The 17,867-nt window shown below is 34.2% G+C and carries 13 protein-coding genes and 1 pseudogene; 4 read left to right on the top strand and 10 right to left on the bottom strand.

The genetic code is table 11. The annotated features are described in order from the left end of the window. Positions 1–229: 229 nt before the first annotated feature. The 6 genes from ACN076_RS02830 to ACN076_RS02805 form a co-directional block, all read right to left on the bottom strand. Complete coding sequence (locus ACN076_RS02830) at positions 230–1,639, bottom strand: peptide MFS transporter (protein ID WP_420790242.1); 1,410 nt, start codon at positions 1,637–1,639, stop codon at positions 230–232. A 460-nt stretch (positions 1,640–2,099) separates the two neighbouring features. Next, positions 2,100–4,313 carry a TIM-barrel domain-containing protein gene (locus ACN076_RS02825; RefSeq protein ID WP_420790086.1) on the bottom strand — a complete coding sequence of 738 codons (2,214 nt, stop codon included), beginning with the start codon at positions 4,311–4,313 and terminating at the stop codon, positions 2,100–2,102. After that, complete coding sequence (locus ACN076_RS02820) at positions 4,310–4,954, bottom strand: YesL family protein (protein WP_001170586.1); 645 nt, start codon at positions 4,952–4,954, stop codon at positions 4,310–4,312. Before ACN076_RS02820 ends, ACN076_RS02825 begins: the two co-directional genes overlap by 4 nt. Before the next feature lie 204 nt (positions 4,955–5,158). Next, a complete protein-coding gene (locus tag ACN076_RS02815) occupies positions 5,159–6,724 on the bottom strand; it encodes an extracellular solute-binding protein (protein ID WP_261229903.1) in 1,566 nt (521 codons plus the stop codon). Positions 6,725–6,733: 9 nt separating this feature from the next. After that, complete coding sequence (locus tag ACN076_RS02810) at positions 6,734–7,630, bottom strand: carbohydrate ABC transporter permease (RefSeq protein WP_001267167.1); 897 nt, start codon at positions 7,628–7,630, stop codon at positions 6,734–6,736. Between the two features lie 17 nt (positions 7,631–7,647). Continuing rightward, positions 7,648–8,565 carry an ABC transporter permease gene (locus ACN076_RS02805; RefSeq protein WP_000861542.1) on the bottom strand — a complete coding sequence of 306 codons (918 nt, stop codon included), beginning with the start codon at positions 8,563–8,565 and terminating at the stop codon, positions 7,648–7,650. A gap of 202 nt (positions 8,566–8,767) precedes the next feature. Here ACN076_RS02805 and ACN076_RS02800 point away from each other — a divergent pair, with 202 nt between their 5' ends. From ACN076_RS02800 to ACN076_RS02785, 4 genes and pseudogenes are all read left to right on the top strand, one after another. Next, the gene (locus ACN076_RS02800; protein WP_261229904.1) at positions 8,768–10,438 is read left to right on the top strand and encodes a histidine kinase; all 1,671 of its coding nucleotides are present in this window, start codon (positions 8,768–8,770) and stop codon (positions 10,436–10,438) included. Next, positions 10,419–11,957: a helix-turn-helix domain-containing protein gene (locus ACN076_RS02795; RefSeq protein WP_261229905.1), complete on the top strand. Its 1,539-nt coding sequence runs from the start codon at positions 10,419–10,421 to the stop codon at positions 11,955–11,957. Before ACN076_RS02800 ends, ACN076_RS02795 begins: the two co-directional genes overlap by 20 nt. Before the next feature lie 396 nt (positions 11,958–12,353). Continuing rightward, positions 12,354–13,562, top strand: coding sequence for an ATP-binding protein (locus ACN076_RS02790; protein WP_261229906.1), 1,209 nt, complete (start codon positions 12,354–12,356; stop codon positions 13,560–13,562). Between the two features lie 78 nt (positions 13,563–13,640). Continuing rightward, positions 13,641–13,997: pseudogene (locus ACN076_RS02785) on the top strand (tyrosine-type recombinase/integrase); the annotation flags it as partial. Between the two features lie 95 nt (positions 13,998–14,092). Here ACN076_RS02785 and rpsI read toward each other — a convergent pair. The 4 genes from rpsI to ACN076_RS02765 form a co-directional block, all read right to left on the bottom strand. Continuing rightward, positions 14,093–14,485: a 30S ribosomal protein S9 gene (gene rpsI / locus ACN076_RS02780; RefSeq protein WP_000075973.1), complete on the bottom strand. Its 393-nt coding sequence runs from the start codon at positions 14,483–14,485 to the stop codon at positions 14,093–14,095. An 18-nt stretch (positions 14,486–14,503) separates the two neighbouring features. Beyond that, positions 14,504–14,950 (bottom strand): 50S ribosomal protein L13, encoded by a 447-nt coding sequence (rplM, locus tag ACN076_RS02775; RefSeq protein WP_001044624.1) that lies wholly within the window; start codon positions 14,948–14,950, stop codon positions 14,504–14,506. 215 nt (positions 14,951–15,165) lie between these two features. Then, on the bottom strand, positions 15,166–16,365 hold the full coding sequence (locus ACN076_RS02770) for an ABC transporter permease (RefSeq protein ID WP_420790085.1): 1,200 nt from the start codon (positions 16,363–16,365) through the stop codon (positions 15,166–15,168). Then, positions 16,362–17,255: an ABC transporter ATP-binding protein gene (locus ACN076_RS02765; protein WP_420790084.1), complete on the bottom strand. Its 894-nt coding sequence runs from the start codon at positions 17,253–17,255 to the stop codon at positions 16,362–16,364. The genes ACN076_RS02770 and ACN076_RS02765 overlap by 4 nt, the downstream gene beginning before the upstream one ends. Positions 17,256–17,867: the final 612 nt, after the last annotated feature.

Raw genomic sequence — 17,867 nt, 5'->3', positions numbered from 1 at the left:
TATCATAAACATCATGAGTTTTATACTCAATGAAAATCAAAGAGCAAACTAGGAAACTAGCCGCAGGCTGTACTTGAGTACGGCAAGGCGACGTTGACGCGGTTTGAAGAGATTTTCGAAGAGTATTAATCAAACTAAAAGGACCTAGCCCTATACAATACAGAACTAAATCCTTTGAATAAATAATTGATCTAACTTTTAGAATCCCTACAGAAATCCCAGTTTTTCTCTATTTGATACCAGACATTAGTTTTTCAATACGTGGAACGTAGAAGAGTAAGATAATACCGAATACAATCGTAATTCCTCCAACAATTCCATAGTAAGCCACTTCAGTTTCGCTTGTATAAAATTTTACAATTTGGGCATTGATAGCTTGGGCAGCTGCATTACTCAAGAACCAGATAGACATCATTTGTGCTTGGAAGGATTTTGGTGCTAGCTTAGTAGTGACTGATAGACCAATAGGCGAAATCAACATTTCCCCCACAATCACAATAGCCCAACTCATAATCAACCAGAAAGGACTGACCTTAACATCTGTCCCAAAGAGCATCCCTGGTAACATCATCCACAAGAAGGATAGACCTGCTGCTAATAAACCGTAAGCAAATTTCTTAGAAGAGGACGGTTGCTTTTTACCCATTTTCCCCCACAACCATGCAAAAATCGGCACATAAATCATAATGAAAAGTGGATTGATACTTTGGAAAAAGCTAGATGGGAAATGAATCTGATTCCCAAATACATTAAAGTAAAGTCGAGTTTGATCATCCGCAAATAGAGCGAGAACAACAGACCCCTGCTCCTCAATAGACCAGAAGAGTACTCCAGCGATAAATAAAGGAATGTAGGCAAATACTCGGGATCTCTCAGTAGCAGTTATTTTCTGACTAGATAAAATTTTGAAGAAATAGTAGATTGGAATAATTACAGCAATCACTGTAAAGATATTAACAATCATATCCACGTTAAATTGGTGAGTAAAGACTAAACCTATAACCACAAGAATAACCATGACAAGTGTAATCAGCAAGCGTTTAATCAAGGTCTGCTGGTCCTTCTGTGAAAGTGGATCAGTGGGGTAAAGGCTTGATTCAGGCAGGTATTTCTTCCCATCTAAAACATACTTCACCAAACCAAAGAACATCCCAATGGCAGCTAATGAGAAACCTAGATGGAAATTGACTTCCTGACCTAGATAACCTACTAGATAAGGGGCAACGAAGGCACCTAAGTTAATACCAAATACAAAGATACTAAAACCTGCATCCCGTCTATCATCCTCTTTCTCATAAATTCCCCCAACCATATCTGAGATATTGGGTTTTAAAAATCCAGTTCCAAAGATAATCAAGGCAATAGAAAGATAGAGAGCCACTTGTCCAAAAGGTGTTGCCAAAGCAATATGCCCTAGCATAATCAGAATCCCACCGTAAAAGACAGTCTTACGACTTCCTAAAATACGGTCACTGACAAAACCACCGACAACCGAGGACAAAAATACCAGCGAGCCATAAATCGCCATAACCGATGCAGCTGTGGTCTTATCCATTCCCAATCCACCATCTTGCACACTATAGTACATATAGTAAAGTAGGATAGCTCGCATCCCATAGTAAGAAAAGCGTTCCCACATCTCTGTAAAGAAGAGGGTGGACAAGCCCATAGGATGTCCAAAAAATGTTTTCTGTTTTTCCATATATATTCTCCTTTAACGATATAATAATTCATTTTACAGAATTTTCAAACAAATGTCAAACAAATCCTGTTTGTTTTAGAAAATTTTCTGAAAAAATCACACGTCTTATACTTAATTCCATCATAAAAATCCCTTTCAGACTAACTTCCACTTCGGTCAGGCAAGTGGAAGTTACTTTGAAAAATCACCTTTAAAAATTTGCTCTTGTTTAGTTTAAAAATGTTTCAAACCTTGAAACATACTTATCCTTTCCTCTTCAGTAAACAAAAAACATCCCTATGCCACACTTGTAATTACTAAAATACAAGCCAATAAGCATAGAGATGTAAAACTATTACACATTAAAAAATAAATAATTAGCAATTAAAGAATAGAAATTGTGTACGAAATGTCTCAATTAGTTTTCATTAGTAAATATCATTTCCAACAAACGCCCTCTCAATTCCTTATCCTGATGATGCAAGATATTCATTAACTCATGAGAATTTTTGGCATTGATGAATTGATTTAACAATCTATCTTTTAATTCATATGGAAGAGAAGCCGTCTTTAGTAGTCTAAAAACTTCATCATTTAAAGATATTGTTTTATTATCTTTACATTCAAATCTAGCTGTATCATTCTTATTTGGCAATTCAATCATAGACACATTCGTTCCTTTAAAATGAATTCTATGCTTTCTATTACTTGGAATGATACTAGAATCTCCTTGTAATGCCAACTCTACCATTCCCATTTCCCAATCGATTGATAATCTTGTTTTATATCTTTGACCATTTTGATCTTCAATCATTTCAAAAGAATGTTGTTTGCCTGGGAATACATACCAATCTACAACTTCAGGTAAATCAACACCCATATCTATCTCAGAACCAACCAGGGGAATGATTGCACCACTTTTTGCAAACACAGGAATAGTCGAAATGTCTCTATAAACACTTAACTTCACTCCACCTGTGTATTTTTTCTCTGAAAAGAAGTCATACCACTCACCTTCAGGGAACCATACATCTACTTTTGCAGATTGGAATGCCAAATCCATCTTTTCTACAATGGGAGCCACCATCAGTTCTGTTCCAAAAAAGTATTGATTTGGAACATTATAGCTCTCATCATTCTCTGGGTAGAAATAATACATTGGGCTGATTAATGGGGCACCTTCCTCGTGTGTCTTTACATTCATGGTATATAGATATGGAATCATCTGATGTCTCAAACGAAGGTATTTCTTCATAATCTTAGATGTTGTTTCTGAAAAAAACCAAGGTTCTTTGCTATTGAAGGGACTTCTAGAACTATGTAATCGAGTAATCGGGCTAAAAACACCAAACTGTAGCCATCTAGTTTGTAGCTCTTCGTCATAATCCCCCAGCATGTGCCCACCTATATCATGGCTCCACCAACTATAACCGATATTTGATGCTGTCGCTGTAAAATAAGGTTGAAATCTTAAGGAATTCCAACTAATTATAGTATCCCCTGAAAAACCAACAGGGTATCGGTGACTACCAGGACCTGCATATCTTGATAAAATCAAGCCACCTTCTGAATGTTTACAACTATCCTGATAATGATAATGATTTAAAAGCCACAGTGGATCCAACATACCTTGCGTCCCTTGTTGCCAGTCAATCCACCAAAAATCTACTCCTTGCTTTTCTAGCTCATAATGAACATCTTTAAAGTAGGCTTCCCTAAAGGATGGATTGAAAAAATCAAAAATAGCAGGTTCCTCTAATTCTACATTTAACCCTAATCGTTTTGCTACTCGAGGATAAGCCTCTTCATAAGCTCGTATACCATCAGCAGGATGGACATTTAAGGAGAGTTTTAACTTTCTATCATGAAGTTGTTGCAATAACTGTTCTGGATTAGGTATTAAGTTTCTATTCCAACTATATCCTGTCCAGCCACTTCCAAAACGAGCTGGAATATCAGTTATATGCCAATCCATATCTAACACACCGATAGATAATGGAATTTTCTCTGTTTTAAATCTGTCTATTAAATCCAAGTATTCATCCGACGTATAAGGCCAATACCTACTCCACCAATTACCTAAAGCATATCTTGGCAACAAGGGTGTTGAGCCAGTCAAATGGTAAAAGTCTCTGATTGCTCCTCTATAATCATGCCCATAGGCAAAGAAATAGAGGTCAATTTGATTTTCTCTCTCAATATAACCAGACTGTTCATCCCAAATAAATCCTTGAGAATCATCCAGTAAGGCAATACCATTTCGACTAATAATTCCATCTTCTAATGGGATTGCGCCATCTGCCTTATCAAGAGTCCGAGCTGTTCCTTTTAACGTTTCAATCGATTCACCAAAATACCAGCGACTACCATATACGGCAAAATTTCCTTTTAATTCTATAAATAAATTTTCGGCGTTAAATTCTCCTTTATTAAAGTGCAAATGAAAATAGTCCGTCATAATATCTAGTACGTTTGATGTCTCGATATAATCTAACGAAACTTCGCCAAAATCTCTATTATAGATAAGTTGTGTAGTCCTATCCTCAAAACTTCCAGTTTGAGAGTATTCTAACCTTACTAACTTGTCTGTTAATACAGAGATTCGATAAAACTCTCCCTTAAAAATTTTCAATTTGTTTCCCTCCTTTTAGTAAATTTCTTTACCTTATCAAACATTTTATTTGTTATCGTTACATTCATCAATCCGCAAAAAGCAAATCCCCCAAATGTAAATACGTAAATAGCTGTTAAAACTCGTTCTGGACTACTAAAACTCATATACAGTACAGAAATATTAAATAAAACCAACATGATAGCTTGTATTGGATTTAAAATACAAATTAATACGCTATTTACAATACTATTTTTTAGATTATCTTTAAATAGACCAATATAGGGAAAAATAACACTCATCAAAAGTATTATAACAAATAAAAAGGGCAATACTAACAATAAACTATACTCTGAAAATAAACTTGAATAGCCCCAAAGACAATAGTTCACATATAAAAGTAATTCTATTAGGAGGATAAACAACCAAATAAAAGTTGACTGTTTAAAATTTCGTCTAAAGATCCGAAAATAATGATAAGCAATATCGGTATCTTTACCTTTTAAAATACGATACCACATTGTCGTAAGAGAAGTTAGTGATGCCCCAATTGTAACTATTGGAATACAACTAACAATAAATAGAGTATTTAAAATAATTAAATCTGTCAAAAAAGTTAAAATTCTAACCACTTTTCCATCTAATGAAAATAATTTTTGCATAATATATTCTCCATAAAATCAATCGTCTTAACTCTATATTTTAGAATGTCAGTTGCACAAAAATATTACCTAAATTATTTAAAAAACATTTCCAAATTTCTTTAAAAATTAGAATAAAGGAAGCGAGATAATTTGATGTTATCAGTCTCGCTTCCTATAATTAGCTAGTCCCTTGTTCATACAACCAAGAGTTCATATAAAGTATTACTCTTTGACTTCTTTTTGGTAACGATTATATGCTTCCTGTTGAATCTTCATAAATTCGTCCAATCCCATATTCTTAAGAGTTTCTTTGTATGAGTCCCATTCTTTTTCTATGCCACCTTCAACTACCCATTTAGATGCTTGTTGTTTGACATAAGATTCAATACTCACATAGATTGATGATAATTTGTTAAGCTCTTCTTGTGAATAAATCACATTAGGGTAAGCTGGCAACGCAAATTGTTTCAAATCTTGGTCCATCTTCAATTTCAATCCATCACCTTGTGTTTGATCGATTTCTACGCGACTATTGATATCATCGCTTACGTATTTAGGACCAAAATCTCGAAGTGAATTAATCCATGCATACTCATCGGCTGATTTACCATCTTTAGGAGGTAACACTTTAAACTTATCACCATTCTTTTCAGTAGCTATTCCAAATGATCCATAGAAATTCTGAATACTTGCTTCATCTGTATATAATTTATCCAACCATTTCAATAATTTAGCAGGGTTTTTGCTCTTATTTGTAATCAAAATTTCATTGCGACCGTAGTTGTAATGATCTGGATCAGAAAAGACATATTGTTTTCCATCCATACCTTTTAAAGCAGGTAGAGCAATATACTCACTTGAATGTAAACCAAACGTTGCATCTGCTGTCCAACCACTAGAAACACCTACTCTAGATACTCCCTTATCCATACGTTTTGCTACACTCATAGAGGTATCTTCTGTAAAGATTTCCGGATCAATCAAACCTTTTTTATAAGCTTCATGCATTGCTGCAATTCCTTGTTTATAACTTTCCTCTGTACGAAGGTAGACTGGTTTTCCATCTTTTACAGACATTTCATATGTATTATCTGCCCCTAAACGATTATTGAACGGAAGAATATATGAGAATGTTGGATCAAAGTTTCCTGCTCCGAATGGAATTTCATCAGAAGCGTCTCCATTTCCGTTCGCATCTTTATCCTTAAATTCTTGTAGTACTTTTACTAAATCATCATAAGTTTCTGGAACCTTTAATCCTAAATTATCCAGCCACTTTTTATTAATAAATAGCTGATTAGCTACAGTAGGGCGCATCGGTAATTTTTTAGGTAGACTGTAGATATGACCATCTGGTGAAGTAATCATCGCTTTAATCTTAGGTTCTTTTTCCATAGCCTTAGTTAAATTGGGCATGTTTTCCTTGATTAAATCTTCCAATGGAATAAATAAAGATTGGTTCTGAGCAATTTCTGAATCTGTAAATGCATTTGAACCTAAAAATGCATCTGGTAAATCTCCACTAGCAACCAAAACAGATTTCTTATCTGCCCAATCTGCGGCTACAAGTGTATCCCATTTAACATCGATACCTGATTCCTTGGCAGAATCTGTTAGAAAACCTTTGTGATAATCTTCTCCCCAGTCAGACCAACGAACAGTTGTGATTTTATAAGAATCTTCTCCAGACTTATCGTCCTTATTCGCATTATTGGAATTTGCACAGGCTGTTAAGCCAGCAAGTGTAACGGTTCCTAAGAACAAATATGTAAATGATTTATTTTTCATGTTTTTCTCCTATTCCTTCAACGCGCCAATCATTACGCCTTGATTAAAATATTTTTGAACAAAGGGATATAGCAACATTATCGGAGCGGTTGAAATAACAATTGCTGCATATTTCATCATATCGGCTTTGATACGAAGATCTGATGCAACTTCTCCTGTTGCTTGCGATTGTAACATTTGATTACTAATTAGTAAACGTCGTAAAATTAATTGCAATGGTTGTAAATTTTCATTCGTTAAATAAATTAAAGCATTAAACCACGAATTCCAAATACCAACTGCAGTCCAAAGTCCAATAACTGCTATAATAGCTTTTGATAAAGGAACGACTATCTTAATAAAATAACGAATTGTACCACATCCATCAATTTGCGCAGCCTCCCACATCCCGTCTGGAATACTATTATTAAAGAAAGTTCTAGCAACAATAATATTGTATGATGAAACCGCAAAAGGTATTACCATTACCCAAAATGTATCAATCAAGCCTACATTCTTTACTGTTAAGTAGGTAGGAATCAAACCACCTGATACAAACATAGGGATTATGTATAGAATACTCATCCACTTTCTACCAACTAATTCTTTTCTAGATAAAGCATAACCAGCTGGAATATTGACTACTAAAGCAACTAAGGTACCAACAACAGTATATAAAATGGTATTTAGATAGCTACGCAAAAATAAAGGTTGTTGAATAAGACGTAAATATCCATCTAATTTCCATTCTCTTGGAATAAACCATACCTTCCCGTTTGCAACATCTGAAGGATTGCTAAAAGATGCAATCACTACAAACCATAATGGATAAACAATTAACAGAATAAGAAAAATTGCTAAACCATAGGTAACTATATCAAATAATAATTCAGAGTTTGTTTTTCTTGATTTATGAAACCATCTCACTTTAAGCACTCCTTCCTTTAAAAAAGACCCGTTCTAGTATATCTTTTTGAGAACCAGTTAACAGATAACAAAATTATTAGATTGACTACGGTGTTAAATAACCCTATAGCTGTCGAATAACTATACTGAAAATTCACCATACCAACTTTATAAACATAGGTCGAAATTATCTCACTTCCTGCTAAATTAAGAGGATTCTGTAATAGTAACACTTTCTCAAACCCTACACTTAATAAACTACCTGCTCTTAATATTAGCAAAATCATAGCAGTTGGCAAAAGTAATGGTAATTCTATATGCCTAATTTTTTGTAACCTAGAAGCGCCATCCATAGTTGCAGCCTCATAATATGTAGGATCAATTGCAGAAAGCGCCGCCAGATAAATAATACTATCCCAACCAATATGTTGCCATACATCACTCCAAACATAAACACCTGCAAAACTAGTAGGTTTTGATAAAAAATCTGGAATAGTAATTCCAACAGACTTAAATACATTTGCTAACAAACCACTAGTAGGAGATAAAAATAAGATAATCATCCCACACATAACCATTGTAGAGATAAAATGAGGTAAGTAAGTTGTCACTTGAAATATTTTTCTAAATTTCCCAACTCTTAACTGATTACTAATGATAGCTAGTATAATAGGTAAGGGGAATCCTACTACAATACTATAAAGTGAAATTTTTAATGTATTGAACATAGTTGTCCCGAATTGGAATGATGAGAAAAATTGAGTAAAGTACTTAAATCCTACCCACTGACTAGCAAAGATACCATTGGCTGGTGAATAGTCTTTAAATGCAATAATTAGTCCCAACATGGGAATATAGGAAAATAAAATTAATAGCAATATTGAAGGAAAAAGTAATATATATAACGGAATACTATGCTTTAATTTTATTTTATGAAGTTGAGATGCTACTTTCATGTTTTTCCTCCCATCTGATTTTCTACGATTATTTTACACCATATAGAATTCCCTTAATAGAACTTTTTGGACTAGGTTTATCAATTTTTCAGTTTTTTAATTTTAAAAACTATTACTTTTCCGACATCTTGATAAAACATATCTGTTTTGTTACATGATATCGTATTTTCAAAGTGCTATAATTTTAAGAGGAGAATAGTATATGAAATTAAATCACGACTTATCAAAAAAACATTCCATTCATTTTTTCTTTAAACTCCTACTTGTACTACTATTGATAAATATTTTAATCAATATTGCTATGAGTAACATAACCAGAAATTTTATTAAAAACCAAAATATAGTACACCTACGTAGTTCAATTGAAATTTATGCTGATTCTGTTAATGAGAAATTGCATTCTGTAGAACGCTTTATGTACTCAACAATAACGCATAATGAATCTTTAGAGAACTTAAATCATGTACAAACGTTTCTTGAGTATCAAGAAAATCTTAAAAAAGTTCAAACTAGCTTTACAGAGTTTGAATATCAAAATGAAACTCATATGACATTCTTATTAGAAACCGATAGTACTGAACATTTTATAAACGTCTCCAATCTTTATATTCCATATGAAGATTATCTACTGTTAAAATCAAATCTAAAATCATTGCGTAGTGATATAAGTGACCGTAAATGGAAAAATGTAACTACTAAAAACAGCGAATACTTAGTTAAATCTGTTCATTACGAAGGAAAAATCATTTATGCCGTCATATCTTCAGAAGATATCCTAAAACCTCTCAATAAACTTAATATTGGTAATAATGGTAAACTTTCCCTAAAAGAGCCTAACAATATACCGTCCTCTAATTACCTAATTCATGCCCAAAATGAAAAAACGCATTTACCTTTCGATATTTATGTTTTAGTCGATTATGCCGAAGTCTTTAGAAATATCACGCTCTTAGAAATATTTTTATCAGCTGTTCCTATAATTATCACCATTTTATCAATCATCATTATCCTGTATATTCGTCAGTGGATGATTAAACCGATAACAAGACTCACTGAACGACTCTCTCAACTCGGGGACTCCATCCCCCCTTCTGAATTTTTTATATCTGAAGGTATACTAGAAATTGATAAGGCAAATGATAAACTTAATAAAGTAATATTTGATATGCAAGAATTAAAAATACGGGAATACCATTCACAACTAGAACTTAAGAAGATTGAGCTTAATTATCTTAAGAACCAAATTCGTCCGCATTTCTACTTAAATATGTTATCAATGATTCATAGTATGCTTCAAACAAAAAACTACAAGGAAATTGAAGAATTAACTATCCTAACTTCAAATTATCTCCGTCATTTATTTATGGCTAATCAAGATTTTTCAGAACTTAAAGATGAAGTTCAGCATATTAAAGATTATTTAGAAATACAACGAATTCGATATGGAAATAGCATCTACTTTTCACTAAACTACAATGATGACCTACAAAATACTCTTGTCCCATCATTACTTTTACAAACATTTATTGAAAACACAATCAAACACGGTTTTTCATTTCAGGATTTATTTACAATTTTATTATCAATAAAAAAAGTACAAACTGAGGACTCAGATTACATTCATATTTGTATCGAGGATAATGGTCCAGGTTTCTCTGAAGAAATTTTATCAAAACTAAATCAGAAACAGTCTCTAATAACAGAAGATGGACATCATATTGGGATCACAAACACCATCGAACGTTTAAATCTTCTCTATCCTAATGACTATAGTATTGCATTTGAAAATAATGAAGAAGGTGGGGCTAAAATTCTTTTACTTATTCCATACAAGATTATAGACGGAGGTTATAATGAACATCTTATTAGTTGATGACGATCGCTTTATCATTGAGGCTTTACGCGAGAAAATAAATTGGGATAAACTACACATTGACATTGTTTATGTTGCCTATAGCCTCACTCAAGCTCAAAATATTATTAGAGAGAATCCTATTGATCTTATGATAAGCGATATAGAAATGCCTCAAGGTAGTGGCCTCGAACTCTTATCGTGGATTAGAAATGAAAAATATGATATAAAAACAATTTTTTTAACCAATTATGCCGACTTCAACTATGCTCAAAAAGCAATTGAATTACAAAGCTTCGAATACTATCTAAAACCCATTAACTTTGAAAAATTAGAATTTATTATTCAAAAAGCCATTAGTAAAATTGAGAATCATAACTTAAACGGAAAAAATGATGCACTTTTACAAATAGAAGATAACTTCTGGTATGATTACCTTAGAAAACCTCAAATTTCTCGCATTGATGAGCTAGAAAATATAGCAAGCAAACAAGATTTTATTCTTCAAAAACACCAGTATTTTTTTCTTGCAGTTTTAACAATCAATCTTAACGAAGAAGATTATTCTGCAGAAACTCCATCATGGACTTCTCAACTAAAAAGAGAACTTCAAAGAATTTCACAACCTTCTTATAAACTGATAAGTCTATTCAAGATGGAAAGCCAGGTTGATCAATATGTTTGTCTCTTTAGAGTAGACTCATCCAAACGTAGTGACAAATTGGCATATGAGATTCATTCTCAAATTTCTAATAACTTTAGTAAATACTCAAACATTATATATAAAAGTTGCCATAAAATATCCGATATTTTATTTCATACCAAAGAACTCTACACTTATAATGAACAGTATGTCTCTTATTGGAATACTATTATATGTGTTCCTCATAGTTTCCCAACTTCTTTTAAAACAGAAACTCTTTCAATTACTTTTTTAGATAGCTTAAGCGAATATGAATTAAGAGAAAAAATTAATTTACTTGCTTATAATTCTCAAATTCCTACTTTCACACTACAACAAATTTTACTTGACTGGACTCAACAAATAGGGATATATCTAGATCAAAATGGAATTTCGGCCCATAAATTATTCCAAAATAGCACACATGATTTCCTATTCCAACGACGCTTTCATTCAGTTGAATCATTTCAGGGTTACTTTGATTATTACTGGTCACATGCTAAGAAATTTGCAACAAACATTGAAAACCAAAAAAATAGTATTCAACGCATCGTCGAATACATAGATCATCACTACTATGAAGATATAAATCGTTCTATATTAGCAGATATGGTTTATCTCAGTGCAGATCATTTAGCTAGAATTTTTAAAAAAGAAACTGGAGAAACTATTGTTAAATATATAACGGATAAGCGCATTAATGCTGCTAAATCTCTCCTATCTCAAACAAATATCTCGATATCACAAGTATCTTGTCAAGTAGGGTATGATAATTATTCTTACTTTACTAAAATTTTTAAACAAAGGACTGGACTTTCTCCTGGAGATTACCGTAAAACTTATCAAAACAAAATGTAAGCAATCTAAATCATTGAAATGATAAGTAAAATTCAAGGTCTGTAGTAATTTTTGAAATTCTACAGTTTTTCCAAAGATAGCTCCATAAACTTATTTGAAATTGCTGATAAGGTAACTTCTTAAAAAGTCAGTTTGAGAAAAACATCCAGTAAATATTTCTAGGATAAAACGTATACTATCAAGCTTTTACACTCCTGATAGTATGCGCTTTTTATTTGAATACTTACTACAAAACCTCATAAGGTTTACTATCATGCCATACCAAAATGGACTATTTTTTGATTGCATAAAAATATTATTTTCAAATATTTAGAAATAATAAAACAAATTACATTTTATTTCTAAATATTTGAAAATAATTTCTTTTTGTATTATACTATCTTTGAGGTAACTATTATGAACTATATCAAAAGACCACATTATTTAGACTTTTTAAGAAGGCATCGTGACCGCCAAATCATCAAAGTTGTGAGCGGAGTTAGGCGAGCTGGTAAATCTGTGCTTTTTCAACTCTATAAAGAGGAGTTACTAGCAACTGGGGTAGACGAGAATCAAATTATATCCATAAATTTTGAGGATTTGAGTTATTATGAATTGCGACATTTTCAAACATTATTTGCTTATATAAAAGAGCGATTAGTTGAGGAAAAAACATACTATATCTTTTTAGATGAAATTCAACATGTTGAAAAATTTGAACTAGTAGCAGATAGTCTATTCATCTTGCCAAATGTTGACCTCTATTTGACTGGATCAAACGCCTACTTTATGAGCAGCCAATTAGCGACAAATTTGACTGGGCGTTATGTTGAGATAGAGGTTCTTCCTTTGTCATTTGAAGAATACCTATCAGGTCAATCTCTCTCAGAGAATCTGAATACAACAGAAATTTTTAACAATTATCTCTTTAGTGCTTTCCCTTACCTATTGCAAACATCATCTTACGCTGAAAAAATTGACTATCTCAGAGGAATATATAACTCAATACTGTTAAATGATATTGTCACTAGATTGGGAAATCCAAATCCTACTATTATTGAGCGTATTGTCCGAACCCTTCTCAGTAGTACAGGTAGCTTAATATCAACAAATAAGATTCGCAATACCCTAGTCAGCCAAAATGTTTCAATATCCCACAATACTTTAGAAAATTATTTGACAACTTTGACAGATAGTTTACTTTTTTATTCCGTTCCACGTTTTGATGTAAAAGGTCGAGCGTTATTACAACGCTTAGAAAAATATTATCCCGTTGATTTAGGTTTACGACATCTCTTATTACCAGACCACAAAGAAGACATTGGGCATATCTTGGAAAATATTGTATATTTGGAATTAAGACGTAGATATTCACAAGTATATGTTGGTAATTTAGATAAATATGAGGTTGATTTTGTTGTTGTAACTGATCTTGGTCACTACGCTTATTATCAGGTCAGTGAAACAACACTTGCTCCAGAAACACTAGAAAGAGAACTTAGACCACTAGAAGCCATTAAAGATCAATTCCCCAAGTATCTATTAACAATGGATACGATTCAGCCAACAGCCAATTACAATGGAATTGAGAAGAAAAATATCATAGATTGGTTACTAGAAAAGTAGATAATCATAAATCATATAGCTAACTAGATTTGCAACAGTCTGTTATCAATGATTCTACCCAAATCCTAACAAAATATATGGAAAAAACATCAAAATGCTGAACTATCAAAGTTTGGAATTATCCAATCCGATGAACAATATGTCTTTACTTATATCGATATGAAGGGTAATGTTAATAGCCCTCTACACTCTGACTATCTTAATAATAAAATGAAATCTGTCAAACGTCGTCATCCAGAACTTAAACATGCTACACCTCATAAATTACGACATACAGGAGCGACACTTGCTAAAAAGGCATGAATGAGCTTAGAAGCCATTTCTGAAGCATTAACTCATAGCGATACAATTACAACTAAAACTTATGTTAATGCTTCAAACATAGTTCCATTATCTGCTGGACAAGTTGCCTACCAACATCTTAAAAACAAGTAGGGTAATTTTAGGGCAAATTTTTTTAGAAAGTATAGAAAAAAGCACCCATAAGGTAAACTTTTGAGTGCTTTGAAACGTTGATATAATCGTATTGATTAACGTTTTGAGAATTGTGATGCTTTACGAGCTTTCTTAAGACCTGGTTTCTTACGTTCAACTTTACGTGAGTCACGTGTAAGAAGTCCTGCGCGTTTCAATGAATCGCGGAAGTCTGGGTCTACTTGAAGAAGCGCACGAGCGATACCGTGACGGATAGCTCCTGATTGACCAGCGTATCCACCACCTACAACGTTAACGAAAACGTCGTATGAACCTACAGTTGAAGTAACTGCGAATGGTTGGTTGATGACAAGACGAAGGTCAGCGTGTGGGATGTACTCTTCAACATCTTTTTTGTTAACAGTGATTTTACCAGTTCCTGGAACAAGGCGAACGCGTGCAACAGCGTTTTTACGACGTCCAGTACCTGCATATTGTGCTTGTGACATACTTTATTGTTCCTTTCCTTAGATAAGTCCTGAAATGTCAAGAACTTCTGGTTGTTGTGCAGCGTGAGTGTGCTCAGCTCCAACAAATACTTTCAACTTCATACCTTGAGCGCGTCCAAGAGTATTGTGTGGAAGCATACCTTTAACTGATTTCTCGATCAAACGTACTGCATTTTTAGAACGAAGTTCACCTGCAGAGATTTGTTTCAATCCACCTGGGTGGTTTGAGTGAGTGTAGTAGATTTTATCAGTTGCTTTTTTACCAGTTAATTTAACTTTTTCAGCATTGATAACAATCACAAAGTCACCTGTATCAGTGTGTGGTGTAAATGTTGGTTTGTTTTTTCCGCGAAGTACGCTAGCAACTACTGCAGAAAGACGTCCAAGTGGTACATCAGTTGCGTCAACTACGTACCATTTACGTTCAACTTGGCCTGGTTTAGCCATAAATGTTGTTTTGTTCATGATTTCTCCTATATATAGTTCGATTTTTGTTTACGGTGATGGGTGTTCCTTCCCATCGAAAAGTATTTGGAAGGTTCCGGGGCCTTTCAAATGGGGTAAACAATACCGCCTACTATAATACCAAATTTCACCCCTAAAAGTCAATAGATATGAAAAATATTTTTCTAAATTCCACTCTCTTTATCTCTAAAAAACCTCGCTTTCGCGAGGCTCTTCTATTTATAAGATAAGGCACGTCTAAAGGTTTTCCAAGGACCTAAATCATCTGTTTGCAGAACGAGACTAGCATACATACGTCCGATAAAGACTGTTGCAGTTACTGCAAAAGCAATCGTAATCGCAAGCGAAATCCAAGCTTCTAACCCATTTGCATAGCCATTAATAGCTCTAAACGGCATGAAGAAAGTCGAAATAAAGGGAATATATGAACCAATCTTCAAGATGAGATTGTCACCAGCTGCACCTAGAGCTGTCACTCCAAAAAAACCACCTAGAATCAAAATCATCAAAGGCGACAAGGCTTTCCCTGCATCCTCAGGACGAGAAACCATAGAACCTAGGAAGGCTGCTAAAACAACGTACATAAAGAGGCTAACCAAGACAAACAATAAGGTGTTGAGCGAGAAAGCCTCTCCTATATGGTTTAAAATACCAGATTGTGCCAAGATTGGTAGGTCTTTAAAGAGAAGAATGGCAGCAAGTCCACCCACGACGTAAATGCCAATATGGGTCAAAATCACAAGCAACAAGGCAAGCATACGAGCATAGAAATAATGACTGGCTCGAATGCTGGAGAAGACCACCTCCATGATTTTAGTACCTTTCTCACTAGCCACTTCCTGGGCAGTGACACTAGCATAAGTAATTAAAATCATATAGAGAAAGCCACCAACCGCTGTAGCCGCGATTGTTTGAATCATTTTTTTATTTTCCTTGGATTCATCAATTTTCTCCGTAAAGTTAACTGTTTGTTCCAAGCGTTTTTCCTGTTCTTGTGACAAATTGGCTGCCGAACGATTGAGTTGATCTTGAAGCTCATTTAACTTGCTCGTTACTCCTAGCTTAATAGCAATCTCAAGGGAAGTTTCACCGTGATAAACTGCCTTCAGGACACTATCCTCTTGGTCAATGGTCAGATAGCCTTTTAATTTTTCATCCTTGATAGCAGCTTGAACACTTGCTTCATCCTTGTAGTCAAAATTGAGACCATTGGTAGATTTAAGACTGTCTGTCACAGCTGGAACAGTGCTGACTACTCCTATCTTGCCACTCTGAGCCATAGAAGAGCCTTGGAGATAGCCAATTCCCCCAGAGAGACCGATAAACAAGAATGGTGAAATCACCATAAAGAAGAAACTCCACGATTTGACATGTCGAAGATAGGTTTCCTTCATTACAACCCACATATTTCTCATACTTCCACCCCTGATTCTAGTTTAAAGATTTCATCAATTGTTGGCGCTTGCTGGTCAAAGGTTGCGATATATTGCCCCTGAGTCAAGATTGGGAAAAGTTCCCTTCCAGCGCTCTCATCCTCTAAGATCAATTTCCAACTGCCTTGTTTGGTCAAGCTCACCTGTTTGACATGAGGAAGATTTTCCAATTCTTCCTTGCTTCGCTCACTTGAAACAAAGAGACGCGTTTTCCCGTATTGATTGCGGACATCCTGAACTGGCCCATGCAAGACCACACGGCCATCTCGAATCATCAGAATATCATCACAAAGCTCCTCGACGTTGGTCATGACATGGTCAGAAAAGATAATGGTTGCTCCGCGCTCTTTTTCCTGAAAAATAACTTGCTTGAGCAATTCTGTATTGACTGGGTCCAATCCACTGAAAGGCTCATCCAAGATAATCAAATCTGGTTCATGAATCAGAGTAATAATGAGCTGAATCTTCTGCTGATTTCCTTTTGACAGACTCTTAATTTTATCTGTCAGCTTTCCTTTCACTTCCAACTTCTTCATCCATTGAGGGAGTTTTTCCTTGACCTCCTTGGCATCCATGCCTTTTAGAGTCGCCAAATAGCGAACTTGTTCAAGGACTGTCAATTTGGGCATGAGACTGCGTTCTTCAGGCAGATAGCCAATCCGAGCGTAGGTCTCTTGACGAATATTCTGACCATCTAGACTGATTTCTCCTTGATATTCTAAAAACTTCAAAATACTGTGGAAAATCGTTGTTTTCCCAGCACCGTTTTTCCCGACTAATCCCAAAATACGACCTGGTCGCGCTTGAAAGTCAATACCAAACAAAACTTGCTTGGATCCAAAACTTTTCTCTAGACTTCTTACTTCTAGCATCTTTCACCTCCGAAATGTCTTGCACTCATTATACTCCTTTTTGATAGCCTTTACAATGGTTTCTGTCCTTTTTTATAAGACTATTGCTGTGTAAAATATGGCCTGGAGCACTTTTATACTCAATGAAAATCAAAGAGCAAACTAGGAAGCTAGCCGTAGGCTGTACTTGAGTACGGCAAGGCGAAGCTGACGTGGTTTGAATTTGATTTTCGAAGAGTATTAGTGATAAATCCATTATACAGTAGCAAACTCGATTTATCACTTCCGCTCCTCAACTGTCTATTTTTGATCCTGAATTGTTATGTGAGCAACTCCTTTATTCCAAATAGCTTTTCCCTAAAAATCATTACATCATATGTTATCATTTGTCAAAAATAAAAATCCTATTTATTTACTTTGACATAAAACATCATCAAATAGCAACTATTATCAATTAAAACATTACTTAACAACTATCGTCCTCTATATGACTACCATCTTTGAAGAATTACCTATCTCTATATGAATAGTCATCCCTAAACCTAAAAATTTTTTGAAATTGAGTTGGCCTAAACCTCTCATTACCTCATGAAATTCCATGAAATTTAGGATTTAGATTCACTACTCAATTTA

The sequence above is a fragment of the Streptococcus sp. K0074 genome (genome assembly GCF_048843365.1).
GTDB lineage: Bacteria > Bacillota > Bacilli > Lactobacillales > Streptococcaceae > Streptococcus > Streptococcus mitis_BM.
The sequence above is the reverse complement of the archived record's forward strand: the minus strand, read 5'-3'. Positions and strand labels throughout refer to the sequence as shown.

Coding starts and splice junctions, on each gene's coding strand:
- ACN076_RS02820 (WP_001170586.1), bottom strand. CDS start 4,954: ATGCAAAAATTATTTTCATTAGATGGAAAAGTGGTTAGAATTTTAACT.
- ACN076_RS02800 (WP_261229904.1), top strand. CDS start 8,768: ATGAAATTAAATCACGACTTATCAAAAAAACATTCCATTCATTTTTTC.
- ACN076_RS02770 (WP_420790085.1), bottom strand. CDS start 16,365: ATGAGAAATATGTGGGTTGTAATGAAGGAAACCTATCTTCGACATGTC.
- rplM (WP_001044624.1), bottom strand. CDS start 14,950: ATGAACAAAACAACATTTATGGCTAAACCAGGCCAAGTTGAACGTAAA.
- ACN076_RS02790 (WP_261229906.1), top strand. CDS start 12,354: ATGAACTATATCAAAAGACCACATTATTTAGACTTTTTAAGAAGGCAT.
- ACN076_RS02765 (WP_420790084.1), bottom strand. CDS start 17,255: ATGCTAGAAGTAAGAAGTCTAGAGAAAAGTTTTGGATCCAAGCAAGTT.
- ACN076_RS02805 (WP_000861542.1), bottom strand. CDS start 8,565: ATGAAAGTAGCATCTCAACTTCATAAAATAAAATTAAAGCATAGTATT.
- ACN076_RS02795 (WP_261229905.1), top strand. CDS start 10,419: ATGAACATCTTATTAGTTGATGACGATCGCTTTATCATTGAGGCTTTA.
- ACN076_RS02815 (WP_261229903.1), bottom strand. CDS start 6,724: ATGAAAAATAAATCATTTACATATTTGTTCTTAGGAACCGTTACACTT.
- ACN076_RS02830 (WP_420790242.1), bottom strand. CDS start 1,639: ATGTGGGAACGCTTTTCTTACTATGGGATGCGAGCTATCCTACTTTAC.
- rpsI (WP_000075973.1), bottom strand. CDS start 14,485: ATGTCACAAGCACAATATGCAGGTACTGGACGTCGTAAAAACGCTGTT.